We start from the raw sequence: 18,250 nt of genomic DNA on the forward strand, positions 1-18,250 counted from the left end.
TTGATATAACGGAGGTTAGCTACAAGGTCGGAATTACAACTTCATGAAAAGTCCGATGTCCCAGGCGGGCGCGTCCAGCACATTGTGGGCGCCCGTGTACTTCGTCACGCCCGCGGTGATCCCCGCGTTGGGCGTGATGTAGAAACTTACCTCCGGACCGAAGGATGCGTACTGCTGGTCGTACACGGTCCATTCTCCATCCGTACCAATCGCCTTCGCGCCGCGGACCCAGCCGGATACGCCAAAGCGCTCGCCGACCATGAATCCCGCTTCCACGGCATACCGTATCTCGTCCGAAAAATCGCTCTCACGGTTGTTGTATCCGATTTCGGCTTTGAGATAGCCCGGTGTCGGCCACAGGGAATGACCGACCTGGAGCATAAACAACTGGTTGAATTCTCCGTCCCCGGTAAACAGGCCGACTTCCTGTTGATCGGAAAAGGAATCTCCTAGCGGCAGGCCGGCCATGACCTGAATGCTCACGACCGTGGCCCGGTTGGTGAGCAATCCTATCCGGGCGCCAAGCTCCCAGTCGCCCGTTCCCGTCTTGGCTTCGGCTCCGCGCCGGTCTTCGCTGATACGCTGGTAAAAGGGGATGTAGCCAACGAGCGTCAACCGGTTTGCCAAGCCGTATTCGCCGTACAGGCTGGTGGTATACCGGCTCTGGTCCGTTATGTCTATCCGGTCACCGGACGGCTCGAAATACGAATCGCTCCGTATGATCTGCTCGTTCAGCTTGAAGTAGCCTTTGCCCGGAGCGTGCGTCCATCCCCCGGCGAAGACCGTGCTAGCCTGAAAGACGAATACCGCGAGCATCGCGGCGAGAAAGACGATTCTCGACATCGGCTGTTTCCTACAGTTTCAGAAAAACGCCGAATTCCCAGGCAGGCGCGTCCAGCATGTTATGGCTTCGGGTGAATCTTGACATACTGGCGGTAATCCCAGCGTTTGGCGTAACGTAGAAATCGACCTGGGGCCCATAGGACAGGTACTCGACATCGTTACGCGGATGAAACTCGTCGTCCGCTCTGTCGAGGGCTTCGACACCGCGAATGCTAAATGCAACGCCGACCCGTTCGGCGATCGTATATCCGGCCTGCATGCTGTACCGCAACTCGTCGGCGTAATTGTCTTCAATGTTGTCACTGCTCTTACGGTTGTTGTATCCGATCTCACCCTTTAAGTAGGCAGGTACGGGATAGAGCGAATGGCCCACCTGAAGTGAGAAATGCTGATTGAATTCCCCGTCGCCGGTCCAGAGGAGGATGTCGTCCCCTGATTCACCAAGCGGCAATCCGGCCATGGCCTGCAGGCTGACCACCGTTGGTCCTTCGGTGAGAATTCCGACCCTCAACCCTACGTCCCAGTCACCAATTCCTGACGATGACGGTATCCCTTCCAAATCCGCGCTGAAATTGGTATAAGCGGGCATGTAACCTACCAGCGTCAAGCGGTCGAGCAAACCGAATTCGCCGTACAAGCTCGTCGTATATCCACTGACTGTGGTGGGGATTTTATGGCGTTCGCCGTTCGGCCGTGTAATTGCATCTGCCCGTACGACCTGCTGGCTCAGTTTGAAATACCCCTTACCCCTTGGTTGAGTCCATCCGCCGGCGTGGGTAGTGGAAATATGGCCCGCAAATACAGCAACGATAAACAAGCAGAAGGCCAATCGCTTCATACTGCTGCTCCTTATTAGTCTAATTACTCAGTGAATTCGAGGAGATTAGCAGGTTGAATGCCCTACAATAGAGGATGACATAGTCGTAGGAGTCGATATCCTTGCCAGATGGGGGAGTAAATGTACTCGTAAAATCCCCATCTGGAACTTTACCGAAACTGCGCGCAGTGCTGGGTAAAGGTGTCCCTGTAGGCCACTGAATGTTCGCATTCTCTGATAAAGCCAACCACGTATCAGGAGCAGTGCTATTCAGACCTGTTATTGTCAGCTTTAGTTGCCCGCCGGAAACTTCACTTAGTGTTACATTTCCAGCAGCTGAATAAGCGCCCGAAATTCGTCCTGTCCGACTTCTCAGCGCGGTTATAGTCAGCGTCGCATCGCCTGACTCTCCCTCTGTAGTCGCTGTAATCGTAACAGAACCCGCATCCCGGCCTGTAGCCAACCCTGTAGAATTGACCGTTGCCATTAAGGGATTGCTGCTTGTCCACGTAAAGGTCTTGCCTGTTATCTCATTGTTGTCCGAGTCATATGCCGTAGCGCTGAACTGTTGCGTCTCTCCCTCTTTGACCGTAGCTTCCGACGGACTCACCGAAACGCTGGCTACCATCGGCTCGGGAGGTGGTGGCGGTGGATCCGGCATGTCCGGTGGATCCGGCGTGTCCGGTGGATCCGGCGTGTCCGGTTCCGTGACGGTAAGTGTAGCAGAACCCATAACACCGCCTGCCGTCGCCGTGATCATCGCCTCGCCTGCTCCGACACCGTTCGCCAGACCATTCGCGTCGACCATCGCCACCAGAACGTCCGAACTCGACCAGGCAAACTCCACGTCCGGGATCTCCATCCCGTCCGACGTCAAAGCCATAGCCGTGAACTGTTGCATCTCGCCTTCCTCGATCATCGCTTCATCCGGACTCACCGATACGCTCGCTACCACCGGCTCATCAGTCGGGGGGACACCCACCGTCAGCATCGCCGTGCCGGAAATGCTGTCCGCGGTGGCCGTAATCATCGCTTCTCCCGCACCGACACCGGTCGCCAGACCGTCCGAATCGACCGTCGCGACCATTTCATCCGAACTCGACCAGGTAAATTCCACATCCGGGATTTCCATCCCGTCCGACGTAAGCGCCTTCGCCGAAAACCGCTGCGTCGCGTCCGTCTCGATCATCGCCTCCGTCGGACTCACCGTTACGCTCGCTACTACCGGCTCGGGCGGCGGAGGTTCGGCCACGTTGATGGTAACCGGGGAACTCGTAATACCGTCCGCGGTAGCGCGGACCATTGCCGTACCGGCGCTGACGGCTGTGGCCACGCCGGCGGAAGTAATAGTCACTACGCCGGTGTCGCTGCTCGCCCACGAAATACTGACATCACCGCGGACCGCGCCCCCAGCCGTCCGGGCCGTTGCCATGAAGGTGACCGTTTCACCGATCATCAACTCCTGGGTCGAGGACGGAGAGACCGTGACACGGGCTACTGCGGCCACGGTGACCGTGATCGTCACCGCCGCGCTCGAAACACCGTTTCCGGTCGCCCGAATGGCGGCCGTTCCGGCGGCTACGGCCGTGGCAACCCCGTTGTTATTGATAGTAGCCACGGCGGTATTGCTGCTCGACCAGGCAAAATCGACCCCGCTGATCACGGTGCCGTCGGAAGCTTTGGCGGTCGCGACAAACCGCTGAGTCTTGCCTACCTCCAGCGTTGCCATGTTCGGGCTGACTTCGACAACGGAGACCGTCGGCGCAGGCGGCGGTGGAGGCGGGGGGGATGGTGTAGAAGGGGTCGGCTGGGTCGGTGAATCGCCTCCGCCGCAACCCGCGGTCCAGAGACCGCCAGTAATGACCAGCATGGCAAAACGAGTTGTTATCAATCGGATCGACATAATACCTCCCACCGTACCGATAGACTACATTGCGTTCGTGTTGCAGGCACACACCAGATTAGGCCGGGCCAACACGCATGATTCTGATATAAGATATCGACTTCCCTTCATGATACTAAAACATTTTAAGCATTGGCTCGTTCCAGTTACGCGCAGTCCTATTTCCCGTTCCCGTCACCGTTCCCGTTCCCGTCCCCGTTCCAGCGGCCGCGGCCGTTCCGCTTCCTGCCGTTCATCTCCACCGGTTTCCATCCGCTTTCACCGCTGTGCACGGGCGCGCCAGCCAGCCGGACCCGTTTCGCGCCGCTGGATTCACGCAGCGTCTTCAGCAGCTCGTCCGTGGGCCTGACCTGGAGATGATTCCCCGCCCTTACGCCGATCTCGCCGTGATCGGCCGTCGACACTTCGAGCACCACGTCGCATTTTCCCGGGTAGGTCTCCAGCACGTCCTTGAGCGACGCGAGGTTTTCATCCCCGACCTTTTCGTACTCCATGGACACCACGACGGACCGCGCCAGCCGGTCCCGGGCATCCGTCAAGGCGATGATTTCGGAAGCGATGACCTTGTTGTCCTCTTCTTTTTTCGACAGGTGCCCGTTCACGAGGATCAGCGCGTCGATCGACACAAGATCGCGGTACAATGCGTATGGTTCCGAAAAGACGAGCACTTCGCCGGATCCGGAGAAGTCCTCGAGCGTGACGAAGGCCATGGTCTTGCCGTTCCGGTCTACGATGGGCTTGATCTCGGTCACGATACCGCCGACCACGACGCCGTCCTGCCGGCCGTTGGCGAGTTCGAGGCGCCGCATTTCCGCCGTCGTGAACGCCCGGATGTCTTCCTCGTATTCCTTCAGCGGGTGCCCCGTCACGTAGAATCCGAGCAGTTCCTTCTCGAGGTCCAGTTCCTGGCTGGCCGCCCACCGTGGGACCATCGGCAGCACGGGCTTGTGTACTTCCAGCCCGGAGCTTCCTCCCATGCCATCGAGGTCGAAGAGGGAGGTCTGGCCCTTTTCCCGGTCCTGCTGGCGGGTCTGCGCCCCTTCGATGACCGAATCGAGCACGTCCATGAGTTGCGCCCGGTGTCCCTCGAGGCTGTCGCAGGCGCCGGCCTGGATCAGAGACTCCAGCACCCGCTTGTTGACCAGCCGCAGATCGATGTGCTCGCAGAGCCCGAATACATCCTCGAAGGTTCCATGCTCCTTCCTCGCCTCGACGATGGATTCCACCGCGGCCTGCCCCACGTTCTTGATGGCGCATAGCCCGAACCGGATGGAGGGACCTTCCACGACGAAGGTCTTGTCGCTACTGTTGACGTCGGGCGGCAACACCTCGATGCCCATCTTCCGGCATTCGTTGATCAGTACGACGATTTCCTCGGTATTGGACATCGTGTTTGACAACAGCGCGGCCATGAAGGGCACCGGGTAGTGCACCTTCAGGTAGGCCTCCTGGAAAGCGAGTACGGCATAGCCCGCCGAATGGCTCTTGTTGAACGCGTAGCCGCCGAAGTACTCGATCAGGCCGAAGACCTCTTCCGCGATGCTTTTCTCGATGCCGTTCTCCACGGCGCCGTCGACAAAGTTCCGCCGTTCTTCGGCCATGACTTCAGGCTGCTTCTTGGCCATGGCCTTCCGGAGGAAATCGGCGCGGCCCAGGGTGTAACCCGCCATGTCGCGGGCGATCTGCATCGCCTGTTCCTGGTAGACGATGAGGCCGTACGTCTCCTTCAGGGCCGTTTCCATCACGGCGTGGTGATAGGTGACCTCCTTGCGCCCGTGCTTGCGGTCGATGTAGTCGTCCACCACCCCGCCGTTCAGGGGGCCGGGCCGGCAAAGCGCGTTCATGGCGATCAGGTCGTCGACGCCGTCCGGCCGGAGCCGTCGCAGGAATTCGTGGAGCCAGCCGCTGTGGAACTGGAAGATCCCCGTGGTCTCGCCCCGGCGGAACAGATCGAGGGTCTTCGGGTCGTCCAGGGGAATGTCGTCCAGCTCGATCTCGTCGCCCGTCGTGTCCTTGATGATCGCGAGAGCGTCCTGGATGACGGACAGGTTCTGCAGGCCCAGGAAGTCCATCTTGGGCAGGCCGATGTCCTCCATGAGCTCGCCTGGATACTGGGTGACGATCGTATCCTTGTTGCTCGGCTTGTACAGCGGCACGTAGTCGGTCAGTTCGCCCGGCGTGATCACCACCCCTGCCGCGTGGACGGACGCGTGGCGGGCCAGGCCTTCCAGGGTCCTGGCGTACTGGATCAGCTGGCCTTCCGTGCCGCCGCCGTCGGCCATCTGCTTCAACTCCGGGACCTGGTCGATGGCCCGGTCGAGTGTGATCTTCAGTTCGCCGGGCACCAGCTTGGCCACGCGGTCCACGTCGCCGTAAGACATGCCAAGGACGCGGCCCACGTCGCGGATCGCCGCCTTGGCCCCCATGGTGCCGAAGGTGATGATCTGGGCCACGCTGTTCTTGCCGTATTTCTCCACCACGTAGTTGATGACCTTGTCGCGTTCGCGGTCCGCGAGGTCGATGTCGATGTCGGGCATGCTGACGCGCTCGGGATTCAGAAAGCGTTCGAATAGCAGCCCGTACTCGATAGGGTCGATGTTCGTAATGCCCAGCACGTACGCCACCATGCATCCCAGGCCGGATCCCCGCGTCATGAGCGGGATGCCCTGCTCCGCGGCGAACCGGGCGATATCCTCGACGATGAGGAAGTAGCTCGGATAGCCCATCTGGCTGATGACGCCCAGTTCGTATTCGAGGCGCGCCTTCAACTCTGGGGTGACGGTGTCGTACCGCTTTGCCATCCCGTCGAAAGACAGCTTGTGCAGGTAGGCGTCCGCGCTGTCATAACCTTCCGGCAGCGGGAAGTGGGGAAACTTGAACTGGCCCATTTCCATCTCGAATTCGATGGACTCGGCGATGGATACCGTGTTTGCCAGGGCGCCGGAAACGTGGCCGAACAACTGGCTCATCTCGTCGGCGTTCTTGAAGTAGAGTGAATCCGTGGCGAACCTGAGCCGCTTGGGGTCGTTCAGTTCCTTCCCGGTCTGAATGCAGACCAGCACGTCCTGGGCGGGGGCGTCGCCCTGCTTCAAATAGTGGGCGTCGTTGGTCGCGACGATGGGGAGGTCGAACTCCCGGGAAAAATCGATCATCGCGTTGTTGATGGGCTTGTCGAACTCCAGTCCGTGGTCCTGGATCTCCAGGTAGAAGTTGGATCCGAAGACCTCTTTGAGCTCGGCGCATTTCGTCCGGGCCCGGTCGATCTGGCCGTCCACCACCAGGTTGGCCAGCGGCCCCTTGGCGCAGGCGGACAGGGCGATCAGCCCTTCGCTGTGCTTCTTCAAAAGCTCCATGTCCACCCGGGGCTTGTAGTAGAATCCCTCAAGGTACCCGGCGGAGGTGAGCTTCATCAGGTTCCGGTAGCCCGTCGCGTTCTTTGCGAGCACGACGAAATGAGTAGTCTGATCGGCACGTTCACCGCCCCGGACCGGGCGCTTTTCCTTCCTGCTGCCCGGGGCCAGGTACAGTTCGCAACCGATGATCGGCCTCAGGCCTGCGGCCGTGACCGTCTTGTAGAACTCCACGGCGCCGAACATGTTGCCATGGTCGGTCATGGCGATGGCGGGCATGTCGAAGGCTTTGGCGGTCTCGGCGAGATCCCCGATGCGGCTGGCGCCGTCGAGGAGGCTGTAATGGGTATGGTTGTGCAGGTGTACGAACGAGGACACGGGGTTCGTCCTTGAGGCAGATACCGCAGTTCACCTGTTGCGGACGGGCGGGGTCCTGCCTGATGAGTGCCTGACGGGCTTCAAAGTGGGAATGAAGTTACGAGACTGCCTCTGGAAAAATAGGTTGATAAGAACCACCGGCGCAAGGTATTTTACGTTTTTTTCCGGTGGGTCTGAGCACGATCCGGGTGATGGGCAGGAAGGCTTCGATCAGACCGGGAATCCGGCAGTTTCTTCGGCCGTTTATCCGGTCGTGTTTCAGTCCGGGTTTACGCCTGAGCTACAGTCCGGACTTCAGCCCGGATTTACATATCACGTAAAAGGAGTACCCGGCGCGTCATGCATCACGTTATCGTCCTCGACAAACTGGCCCGGGAAGGGCTCGAACGGCTCACCGGGGCAGACGAAGTATTCCACGACGTGCGTACCGGCCTCGACGGAGAAGCGCTGCGCGACGCCCTCCTGGAATACGACGGCGCCATCTGCCGGAGCGACACGAAGATCACGGCGGACGTGCTGAAAGGCAACGCGCGCCTGCGCGGCATCGTGCGGGCGGGCGTGGGCACGGACAACATCGACCGGGTCGCGGCGACCCGGCAGGGCATCGTGGTCATGAACACGCCGACCGGCAATACACTGAGCACGGCGGAACACACGTTCACCCTCATCGCGGCCCTTTCGCGCAACATCGCGCCGGCGAACCGGAGTCTCATGGAAGGACGGTGGGACCGCGGCGCGTTCACGGGGGTCCAGCTGGCAGGCAAGACCCTGGGCATCATCGGCATGGGCCGCATCGGCCGGGAGGTCGCTGCGCGGGCGCAGGCCTTCGCCATGCGCGTTATCGGTTTCGACCCCTTTCTTTCGCCCGATCAGGCCGCCAAGCTGGGCGTGGAGTACGTCGACGAAGTGCGCGACCTGCTGCCCGAGGTGGACTACCTGACCGTGCATACGCCGCTGACGCCGGAGACCCGCCACCTGGTGAGCCACGACGAGATCGACCTGCTAAAACCGGGTGCGCGGCTGGTCAACTGCGCCCGCGGCGGAATCTACGACGAGGAAGCGCTGATCCGGGGCCTCGAATCCGGGAAGCTGGCCGGCGTGGCGCTGGACGTCTACGAAGAGGAGCCCTGTGTCGACAGCCCGCTGTTTCACATGCCCGGCGTGCTGTGCACCCCCCATCTCGGGGCGAGCACGGAAGAGGCGCAGGCCGACGTCGCGGTGGAAGCCGTGGACCTCCTGGTCAACTTTTTGGTCACCGGGGAAGTCCGCCACTCCGTGAACGCCGTCACCATCGATTCGAATACGTACCAGACGCTGGGCGGCTATCTCGACGTGGCCTACCGGCTGGGCATCCTGCTGTCCCAGTGGCACAGCGGGGGGCCGCGCGCGTGCCGGCTTACCTACCGCGGCAAGGTGGTCGACGAGAACACGCGCCTGCTCACCTCCGCCTTCTGCGCGGGCCTGCTCGAGGACGCTCTCGACGAAGAAGTCAATATCGTCAACGGCGAGATGCTGCTCCGGGAACGGGGCATCCACCTGACGGAACAGACCCGCAGCGCGGCCGGGTTCTTCTCCTCGGCCATCAGTGTCGAGATCGAATGCGCCGACGAGACCTACCGCGCCGACGGAACGGTTTTTGGAAACAACATGCCGAGGTTGATCCGCCTGGGCGAACACCGCATGGAGGCGTACCTGGACGGCAACCTCCTGGTCTTCCACCACAGCGACGTGCCCGGCATCGTCGGCGCTATCGGCGACACCTTCGGACGGTACAAGGTCAACATCGCCCAGATGGCCGTGGGCAGGCTGGGGAACGAGCCCGGCGGCAAAGCCGTGGGCGTGCTGAACCTGGACGACGTGCCGCCTCAGGAATCCATCGACGAGATCATGCGCCACCCGGCCATCAACAGTGCGCGGTTCATCAGGCTGCCCGCCCACGGAGCCCTGCCGCCCTGGATGCCCGGATGATGCCGACCGCGCGCAATGTGGAACGATTGAAGAAAAACAGCCGTTTAAGGGAATACAGAGTCTATGGCTAAACTTAGTGTCAACGTAAACAAGGTGGCCCTGCTGCGTAACACGCGCCTGCACGGCATACCCAGCGTGACGGGCTTGTCCCGGACCGCGATCGAGGCCGGCGCCTACGGCATCACGGTGCACCCGCGGCCCGACCAGCGGCATATTACGCCCGGCGACGTGGACGACCTGGCCGAAATGCTGAAGGACTACCCCGATATCGAATACAATATCGAGGGCAATCCCTTCCACCAGGTCATGGACATCGTCCGAAAGACCCGGCCCACGCAGGCCACGCTGGTCCCGGACGACCCGGACGCCTTCACCTCGGACCAAGGCTGGGACGTTGAGACCCATGCCGATAGACTCAAACCGATCATCGCGGAACTGAAGGACCTCGGCTGCCGGGTCAGCCTGTTCATGGACGCGGACCTCGACCAGATCGAGCGGGTGCCCGATATCGGCGCCGACCGGATCGAACTGTATACCGAACCCTACGCCGTGGCCTTCGCGGCAGGTCCCGAAGAGATGCAGCCCGTGCTTTCGGCCTTCGCCAGGGCGGCGGAACGCGCCCACGAGATCGGCCTGGGGGTCAATGCCGGCCACGATCTCAACCTGGACAACCTGGCGTTGTTCTGCGGCACCGTACCTAACGTACTCGAGGTCTCGATCGGCCATGCGCTGGTCGCCGACGCGCTCGAAATGGGACTGAAGACCGCGGTGGGCGCGTACCTGGGCGAACTCGAAAAAGCGGAAGTGATTTCCGCAGCGAACCCTTCCAAACCATAAATCAGGATTCCCCTGTAAATCAGGTTTCCCTGGAGGTTATTACATGAAGACTCGATTAACGCGCTACATCCCACTGGCCGTCCTGGTTCTTGCCTTGTCCGGCCCGTCCGGTCCGGCGATGTCCCAGGACCTGGCCGCCTTCGAGCAGAACGTCACGGAATTCACCCTCGACAACGGACTCACCTTCATCGTGGTGGAGAACCATGACGCCCCGGTCCTAAGCGTCCTTACCTACGCGGACGTCGGCTCCGCGGACGAGGTCAAGGGCATCACCGGCATAGCCCACCTCTTCGAGCACATGGCATTCAAGGGTACCACGACCATCGGCGCCATGGACCTGGAAGCCGAGTATGCTGCCATGGAGAAGGTGGACGAGATTTTCGACGATCTCCGGAACGAACGGCACAAGGGCCACCTGGCCGACCCCGAGCGCCTGGCCAGCCTGGAGCAGGCCTTCGAAAACGCCAAGACGGCGGCCCGGGAACTCGGCCGGTCCAATGCCATGGACGAGGCCATCGATCGCGCCGGCGGAACGGGGTTGAATGCCTCGACCAGCCGGGACGCCACGCGGTACTACTATAGTCTTCCCTCGAACAAGCTCGAGCTATTCTTCGCGCTGGAGTCCAACCGCTTCCTCGAACCGGTGCTCCGGGAGTTCTTCATAGAACGGGACGTGGTCAAGGAAGAACGCCGGATGAGCGAAAGCAGTCCGGTCGGACGCCTGGTGGAGGAGATGCTGAGCGCTGCGTACAAGGCCCATCCCTACGGTGAGCCGATCGTGGGCCACATGTCGGACATTGATTCCATGACCCGCGCGGAGGCGATGGATTTCTTCAGGCGATACTATGGCGCCGGCAACCTGACGATCATCATCTCGGGCGACGCGGACCCCGCGCACGTCAAGGAACTGGCCCACGAGTATTTCGACCGCCTTCCAGCCGGACCTCCGGTCGAACCGGTTGAGACGACCGAACCCCCGCAAATAGCGGAGCGTCGCGTAACCATGGAAGACCGGTCCCAGCCGGTGATCCTGATGGGTTACCATAAGGTCGACATCAACCACGAAGACGACGTGGTGTTCAACGTACTGTCCGATATCCTGGGAAGCGGCCGCACCAGCCGATTGTATACAAAACTCGTCAAGGATCAGAAAATCGCGGTGAACGCCTCCTCCTTCACGGACTTCCCTGGCAGCAAGTACCCCAACATGATCGTGTTCTTCGCCTTTCCGAGTAAGGACTACACCGCGGCGGACACGGAGCAAGCCATCGAGGAGGAAATCGAACGGATCCGTAACGAGGAAGTCACCGAAGAGGAACTGTCCAGGGCGAAAGTGCGGGCCCGGGTCAACCTGATCCGGGGACTCGAGTCCAACATGGGACTTGCGACTCAACTGGCTTATTTTCATGTACTTACCGGAGACTGGCGGAACCTCTTCCACAGTATTGACGCGATCAATGAGGTGACCGCCGAAGATATCAAGCGCGTAGCCAACCAGTACCTGGTTTCCAAGAACCGGACGGTGGCTTCGATCGTTACCATGGATGATGGCGGAACCGAGTGATCACGGACCTAATGTTCACGGAACGACGCGAACATCCGCTGCCCTGAACACAGGAGTCGAACACAGGAGTCGAACCCATGCGCAGTACCCGTCTGAAAGTCATTACACTTGGCCTGATGCTGGCAGGGCTGGTCTTTTCGGCCTTGCCGGTCGCGGCACAGAAGGACTACAGAGCGCTGCAATTCCCGCCGCTCAACGACATAGTCACCCCGACGCCGACCAGGGTAGTCCTGGATAACGGGATCATCCTGTACCTTGTGGAAGACCGCCGGCTGCCGATGATCAACCTGAGCGCCCGCTTCGGCGTGGGCTCCGTCAATGAACCGGCGGACAAGATCGGCCTGGCCGGAATCACCGGCGCGGTAATGCGCACGGGTGGGTCCACGAGCATGTCGGGCGACGAGATCGACGAGACGCTTGAGGGGCTCGGGGCGGCCGTGGAAACGAGTATCGGCCTGGTTTCCGGCTCCGCGTTCATGTCGGTCCTGAAGGACAACGTGGATACCGTGCTACCCATACTCGCGGACGTGCTCATGCATCCCGCCTTCCCCGAAGACAAGATCGAACTGGAGAAAGTCACCGCGCGATCCACGATCTCCCGTCGGAACGACGACCCGACCGACATGGCCTTCCGGGAATACCGCAAGCTGATCTACGGCGCGGAGAGCGTGTACGCGCGCCACGCCGAATACGCCACGATCGACGCCATTACCCGGGACGACCTCGTGGCCTTTCATCGGGACTGGATGCATCCGGACAACACCATGTTCGGCGTGTGGGGGGATTTCGACACGGACGAGATGGTAAAGAAGATCTCCGATGTTTTCGGGGGATGGGAGAAGGCCGGGTTCGTGCGGCCCGATCTGCCCGATGTCGACTATACCTACGACAGTTCGGTGAACCTGGTCCGGAAGGACGATATCAACCAGAGCACGGTCGTCCTCGGCCACATCGGCGGCGTCAGGGACAATCCCGACTACTTCGCCCTGCGGGTCATGAACGATATCCTCAGCGGCGGGTTTTCCGGCCGGCTCTTTCGAATTGTCCGGTCGGAGCAGGGCCTGGCCTACGCCGTCTTCGGCATCTACAGCGCCAACTACAATTTCCCCGGGATTTTCTACGTGGCCTGCATGACCAGTTCGGAAACCACGGCGCAGGCGATCAGGTCTCTCCGGCACGAGGTGGGTCGGATGACGACCGATGAAATCACGGAAGAGGAACTGAACCTGGCCAAGGAAAGTTTCCTGAATTCCTTCGTCTTCAATTTCGACAGTCGCCGTGAGATCATCGACCGGCAGATGACCTACGAGTACTACGGTTATCCCCAGGATTTCCTCGAGAAGACCAAGACCGGGATCGAAAAGGTGACCGTGGAAGACGTCAAGCGCGTGGCTCGCGAATACCTGCAGCCGGACAAGATGCGCCTCATCGTGGTCGGGAACGACCAGGATTTCGACGAGGCGATGTCGGCGTTCGGCGAGGTCAACGAGATCGACGTGACCATCGCGCTTCCCGCCGTGGAAGCCCCGGTAGCCACCGAGGACGACGTGGCCATGGGCAGGGATTTACTGATGCGCTCGGCCGAGGCCCTGGGAGGGCTCGATGCCCTGGCAGCGGTTCAGGCGGTCAGGGTAACCGCGGAAGTCACAGTGATCCAGCCCATGGGTGAGATGGCCATCGGCGTGGAAAGCCTGGTCGCGTTTCCGGACAGAATGAAGACGACGATGCAGACGCCGATGGGAAACATCGATATGATATTAACCGGCGACCAGGCCCTGGTAGTTGATCCCATGGGCAATACGCAGCCCCTTCCGGACCAGCAGCGGGATTCGATGCGAGAGGAACTCTGGCGGAACCTGGTCTTTTTGTACAGCCGGATGGACGCGGAGGGGTTGATGGTGCAACATATCGGGCAGGAAGAGATCGAAGGACGGACGGCGGAAGCGCTTCTGATCACGCCTCCGGGTCTGAACCCCTTCAGGCTGTACCTGGACGCGGAGACCATGTTGCCGGTCAGGAAGGCCGGCCAGTCCATGTCCCAGCAGGGCCCCGTGGAAGCCGAATCGACCATGAGCGATTACCGCGAAGTCGGGGGAATCAAACTGCCCTTCAAGGAGTCGATGAAACAAAACGGAAATCCCAGCGGTGAGTCCGTGACCCAGACTATCGAGATCAACCCGGAGTTACCGGCCGACGCGTTTTCGGCGCCTGAATAAAAGGAAGCGAGTATGTCCGCAGCTATCAAGCACCTGATCGACTGGAAGTACTGGGACGACGGCGAGATTGTTGAGATCCTGGACCTGGCCCGGCGTGTCAAGCACTACCGCTGGGAGTACCAGGGCAGGATGCAGGGCAACACGCTGGTCATGATCTTCCAGAAGACTTCCACGCGCACCCGGGTTTCCTTCGAGGCGGGCATGACCGAAATGGGCGGCCACGCCATCAACCTGGACTGGATGGCGACCAACTTCACCCTGAGCAAGGTCCGCTTCGAGACGCGGTACCTGGGACGCAACGCGGCGATCATCATGGCGCGGCTGAAGGACAACCGGGACCTGCTGGAGATGGAGAAGGCCTCCACGGTGCCGGTCATCAACGGGTGCTGCAACCTCTACCACCCCTGCCAGGCCCTGGCGGACGTGCTGACCATCGCGGAAGACCGTCCGGAGGGCGTGGAAGGCGCGAGGCTGACCTACATCGGCGTGTACAACAACGTGGTAAATTCGCTGGTTTCCATCGCCGCGCCGCTGGGCGTGCACCTGACGCTGGTCTGTCCGATCAGGGAGCCGGCAAGTGTCGACGAGGAAAGCCGGAAGAAGTTGCTTGACAGGGGGCTGCTCACGGAGACGCTGGATGCCGGGGAGGCGGTTGCGGAGGCCGACTACGTCTACACGGACACCTGGCTCGACATGGAACTCTTCAACGATCCCGACTACGCGGCCGAGAAGGAAAAGCGTAGCGGGATCATGATGCCCTACCAGATCACCGCGTCCCTGCTCGCCGGCAGCCGTGCGAAGATCATGCACGACATGCCCATCCATCCCGGCTACGAAATCGCCGAGGACATGATCGAGCACGAGCAGTCGATCATCTACGACCAGGCCGAGAACCGCCTGGACGCCCAGAAGGCCATCATGCTGCGGCTGCTGAACCGGTTGTAACGGGCGTCATGTCCACCGGCGCCTTCCATGCCGGCTGCCGGAATCTTCGCGCTTCTCTGGGACGCCCCGGACATCGCCTGTCACGGCAAGCTCAGCACCACCAGTTCCGCCCTTTCCGACGCCCCGCCTATCGGTACGGCGACGTACTGCTTGCCACCCTCCATATAGGTCATGGGATTGCCCGTCGCATTGCCGGGAAGGGGGATTTCCGCGATCAGATAGCCGTTATCCGGATCGAAGGCCCGCAGGAACGCCTCGTTGCTCTCGGAATCGTAGGTCATGGCGTTGCCGCGGTCCGACACCTGCCGGTCCAGCACGATCCCCATTTGGGCGGCGAACAGCAAAGACGGTGTCAGTAGCGGGAAGGTGCGGCGGTCCCACCCCAGAGGCGGCAGGTCCAGGCCTTCCAGGGCCGGGTGATTCCGGGGTCCGCTGCCCACCGGACTCATCCACACATGCTCGCCCGTGTTCAGATCGATGGCGGTGATGCGGCCATAGGGCGGCTTGATCACCGGCAGGCCGTCCATGACGGTGGGACCGTAGGCGAACCGGCCGGTGTACGCGTAGGGCGCGTCCGCCTCCTCCGACGCGTTTACGATCATGATGGCCGGCAGGCTGTAGGAGGGCACGTACAGCATGCCCGTCTCCGGGTTTACGGCCGCCCCCGACCAGCTCGCGCCGCCCACCAGTCCGGGCACCGCGATGACGCCTCTCGTGGTCGGCGGGCTGAAAAGCGGACCATGGTCGTATTCCGCGATCGCGTCCAGGGCCGCCTGGCGCAGTTCGGGCGTGAAATCGATGAGATCGGCTTCCGTCAGCCCCTGGCGCTCGAAGGCCGTCGGTTTCGTGGGGAAGGGCTGCGTGGGCGAGGCCGTTTCTCCGGGTACGGTGGACGGCGGCGTCTCCCGTTCCTCGATCGGCCAGACCGGCTCTCCGGTTACCCGGTCGAAGACGAAGGTGAATCCCTGCTTGGTGACCTGGACCGCCGCCTTGATCTCACGGCCGTCCACCGTGATGTCCAGCAGGATCGGCGCGGCGGGCAGATCGTAGTCCCATATGCCGTGATGCACGGTTTGGAAGTGCCAGACCCGTTCGCCGGTTTCTGCATTGACGCAGACCAGGCTCTCGGCGAAGAGATTGTCGCCCAGCCGGTGGCCGCCGTAGAAGTCGTTGGTAGGCGTGCTGACCGGTAGATAGACGTAGCCGAGTTCCTCGTCCGCGCTCATCCACGTCCACACGTTCGTACTGCCCGCGGTCTTCCAGGACTCGTCCAGCCAGGTATCGTTGCCGTACTCACCCTCCTGCGGTATGGTCTGAAACACCCATTTCTGTTCGCCTGTCCGCACGTCGAACCCGCGCACGTCGCCCGGCGGCATGGCTGCGTCGGGCATCCGGTCGACGGCGAATGAATCCAGCACCGTCGCCCCCACCACGACTGTCCCGCGGACGATCGCAGGCGGACTCGAAACGGCGTAGAGGCTCCGGTCGACCGGACGGCGCAGGCCCTTCGTCAGGTCCACGCGGCCGTTGTCGCCGAAGGCCGGGATCGGTTCGCCCGTTCCCGCGTCCAGCGCAATGAGCCAGGCGTCACCCGTGGCATAGAGGATGCGCCGGTCCTCGCCCTCCTCCCAGTAGGCCACGCCGCGATGGACGAAACCCACGTTTGCGGGCGTCCCATCCTTCCACGTACCGGGATCGTATGACCAGATCGTCTCCCCCGTAGCCGCGTCGATGGCCGCCACCTGGCTCAGAGCTGTACTCGTGTACAGCACGCCGCCGACCTTGAGCGGCGTCGCCTCGTTCACGAATACACGCAGGGTCGAATCCGCCTCCAGGATGGCGTTGTCGATGGAATCCCAGCGCCACGCGACCTCGAGGTCCGTCACGTTATGCCGGTCGATCACGGCCAGGGGCGCGTACTTGGTGCTCGCGTGGTCTCCGGCGTACGCGCGCCATTCCTTCTGGGAGGCGTCACCCGCTGGACCGGCGTCACCGGTGCAGGACGACATCACGGCGAGCCACAGGACCGAGAGCGTCAACGCGGTCAATGAACGCAAGCTTTGCATGTTGAAATCTCCTGGAAAACAGGATTAAGTCGAATACCTGCGATGTCTATTATGTTTCAAGTGTTTCATCACCGTCACGTATACCTTGCGTGGTTCAGTATTGTACAATTGTACAACTCATATGACCTCTATGTGTAACATCGCGCCTACGTTCCATCAGATGTAGGACGTCGACCCGTCAGGACGAATGGTACATGTCCGCTGCCAGTGCACGATCTTATTGTCTTTCAGCGCCTCCTCGTCGATTTCGATACCCAGCCCGGGACGATCGCGCAACAACAGGTAGCCATCCTCGGGAAGATATGGATCGGCGATACACTGTTCCCATTCAGTACCCACAGGAAGGCCATATTCGAGTATCTTGAAATTGGGTGTGGCCGCCGCGAAGTGCACGTTGACGGCCGTGGCCAGCGGACCCATGGGATTGTGTGGGGCGATGGATACGTAGTGCGCTTCGGCGATAGCAGCGATCTTGCGCATCTCCAGCAATCCTCCGCATACGCAGATGTCCGGCTGTATGATATCGGCGCCGTGGGCTGCCATGAGGTCCAGGAACTCGAACCGTGTGTAGAGCGATTCACCGGTAGCAAGCGGTACCTGCATTTGCGACCGCAACCGTGCCCACGCGGGAATGTGTTCGGGACGCAGGGGCTCTTCGTAGAAATACGGATCGTATGGCGCCAGGGCGTTGGCGAGTTGCAGCGCCCTGACCGGCTCGAAAATCCGGGCGTGGGGATCGAAGGCGAATTCCCATTCGTCGGGCGTGCGGTCCCTTACATCCTCAAAAAACCGCGCGGCGGCGCTGCAGACCCGGCCCCACCGTACGGCCTCGATATCTACCTGGTAGGGACTCGTCTTAAAGGCCGTAAATCCCCATCGGTCATGCAGTTCGTGCGCCTGGTCAGATGCTTCGCCTGCGTTTCCGCCGACGCTGTGATACACCCGAACGCGGTCCCTGACGGTGCCGCCAAGAAGCATGTAGACCGGAAGCCCGGCGGCTTTTCCACTGATATCCCAAAGAGCGTGATCGACGGCGGACATGACCGCCAGACCCGTACCGCCCGGTGGAAAGCGAAACTGCTGGAACAGCTTCAGCATGATGTATTCGACGCGCCTGGGATCTTCCCCCTTGATCATTTCGAAGATATAGTCGGCAATTGGTTCCACGGACTTGTCGGGACCGATCGAGTAGGCTTCCCCCCAGCCGTACAGCCCCTCGTCCGTCTCCACCTTGACCAGTCCGCGCGAACGGTTTTTGAAGTATCCGGCAAGTGTTTTGATGGCGGTGATTTTCATGAACGAGACTCCGGACGAATGGGGTGCTGAACTCCGCAACCGTGGCAGCATCCAGAAAGATTCAAGT

Annotated in this window: 11 protein-coding genes; 5 read left to right on the forward strand and 6 right to left on the reverse strand. The window is 61.1% G+C overall.

The genetic code is table 11. The annotated features are described in order from the left end of the window. Window positions 1-33: 33 nt before the first annotated feature. The 4 genes from F4X08_00080 to F4X08_00095 form a co-directional block, all read right to left on the reverse strand. Window positions 34-843 (reverse strand): hypothetical protein, encoded by an 810-nt coding sequence (locus F4X08_00080; GenBank protein MYD24195.1) that lies wholly within the window; start codon window positions 841-843, stop codon window positions 34-36. A 10-nt stretch (window positions 844-853) separates the two neighbouring features. After that, window positions 854-1,681 (reverse strand): hypothetical protein, encoded by an 828-nt coding sequence (locus tag F4X08_00085; protein ID MYD24196.1) that lies wholly within the window; start codon window positions 1,679-1,681, stop codon window positions 854-856. Between the two features lie 19 nt (window positions 1,682-1,700). Then, window positions 1,701-3,563 carry a hypothetical protein gene (locus F4X08_00090; GenBank protein ID MYD24197.1) on the reverse strand — a complete coding sequence of 621 codons (1,863 nt, stop codon included), beginning with the start codon at window positions 3,561-3,563 and terminating at the stop codon, window positions 1,701-1,703. Between the two features lie 158 nt (window positions 3,564-3,721). Further along, complete coding sequence (locus tag F4X08_00095; GenBank protein ID MYD24198.1) at window positions 3,722-7,291, reverse strand: DNA polymerase III subunit alpha; 3,570 nt, start codon at window positions 7,289-7,291, stop codon at window positions 3,722-3,724. A 339-nt stretch (window positions 7,292-7,630) separates the two neighbouring features. Here F4X08_00095 and F4X08_00100 point away from each other — a divergent pair, with 339 nt between their 5' ends. From F4X08_00100 to F4X08_00120, 5 genes are all read left to right on the forward strand, one after another. Next, window positions 7,631-9,259: a phosphoglycerate dehydrogenase gene (locus tag F4X08_00100; GenBank protein ID MYD24199.1), complete on the forward strand. Its 1,629-nt coding sequence runs from the start codon at window positions 7,631-7,633 to the stop codon at window positions 9,257-9,259. Window positions 9,260-9,322: 63 nt separating this feature from the next. Continuing rightward, complete coding sequence (locus F4X08_00105) at window positions 9,323-10,096, forward strand: pyridoxine 5'-phosphate synthase (protein ID MYD24200.1); 774 nt, start codon at window positions 9,323-9,325, stop codon at window positions 10,094-10,096. A gap of 43 nt (window positions 10,097-10,139) precedes the next feature. After that, a complete protein-coding gene (locus F4X08_00110; GenBank protein MYD24201.1) occupies window positions 10,140-11,660 on the forward strand; it encodes an insulinase family protein in 1,521 nt (506 codons plus the stop codon). A 77-nt stretch (window positions 11,661-11,737) separates the two neighbouring features. Continuing rightward, complete coding sequence (locus tag F4X08_00115) at window positions 11,738-13,876, forward strand: insulinase family protein (protein ID MYD24202.1); 2,139 nt, start codon at window positions 11,738-11,740, stop codon at window positions 13,874-13,876. A gap of 12 nt (window positions 13,877-13,888) precedes the next feature. Continuing rightward, a complete protein-coding gene (locus F4X08_00120; GenBank protein MYD24203.1) occupies window positions 13,889-14,821 on the forward strand; it encodes an ornithine carbamoyltransferase in 933 nt (310 codons plus the stop codon). A gap of 80 nt (window positions 14,822-14,901) precedes the next feature. Here F4X08_00120 and F4X08_00125 read toward each other — a convergent pair whose 3' ends face one another. Beyond that, window positions 14,902-16,830 carry a pyrroloquinoline quinone-dependent dehydrogenase gene (locus F4X08_00125; protein MYD24204.1) on the reverse strand — a complete coding sequence of 643 codons (1,929 nt, stop codon included), beginning with the start codon at window positions 16,828-16,830 and terminating at the stop codon, window positions 14,902-14,904. 213 nt (window positions 16,831-17,043) lie between these two features. Beyond that, complete coding sequence (locus F4X08_00130; GenBank protein ID MYD24205.1) at window positions 17,044-18,183, reverse strand: mandelate racemase/muconate lactonizing enzyme family protein; 1,140 nt, start codon at window positions 18,181-18,183, stop codon at window positions 17,044-17,046. Window positions 18,184-18,250: the final 67 nt, after the last annotated feature.

This window comes from Gemmatimonadota bacterium, assembly GCA_009841265.1.
Classification (GTDB): domain Bacteria; phylum JAAXHH01; class JAAXHH01; order JAAXHH01; family JAAXHH01; genus JAAXHH01.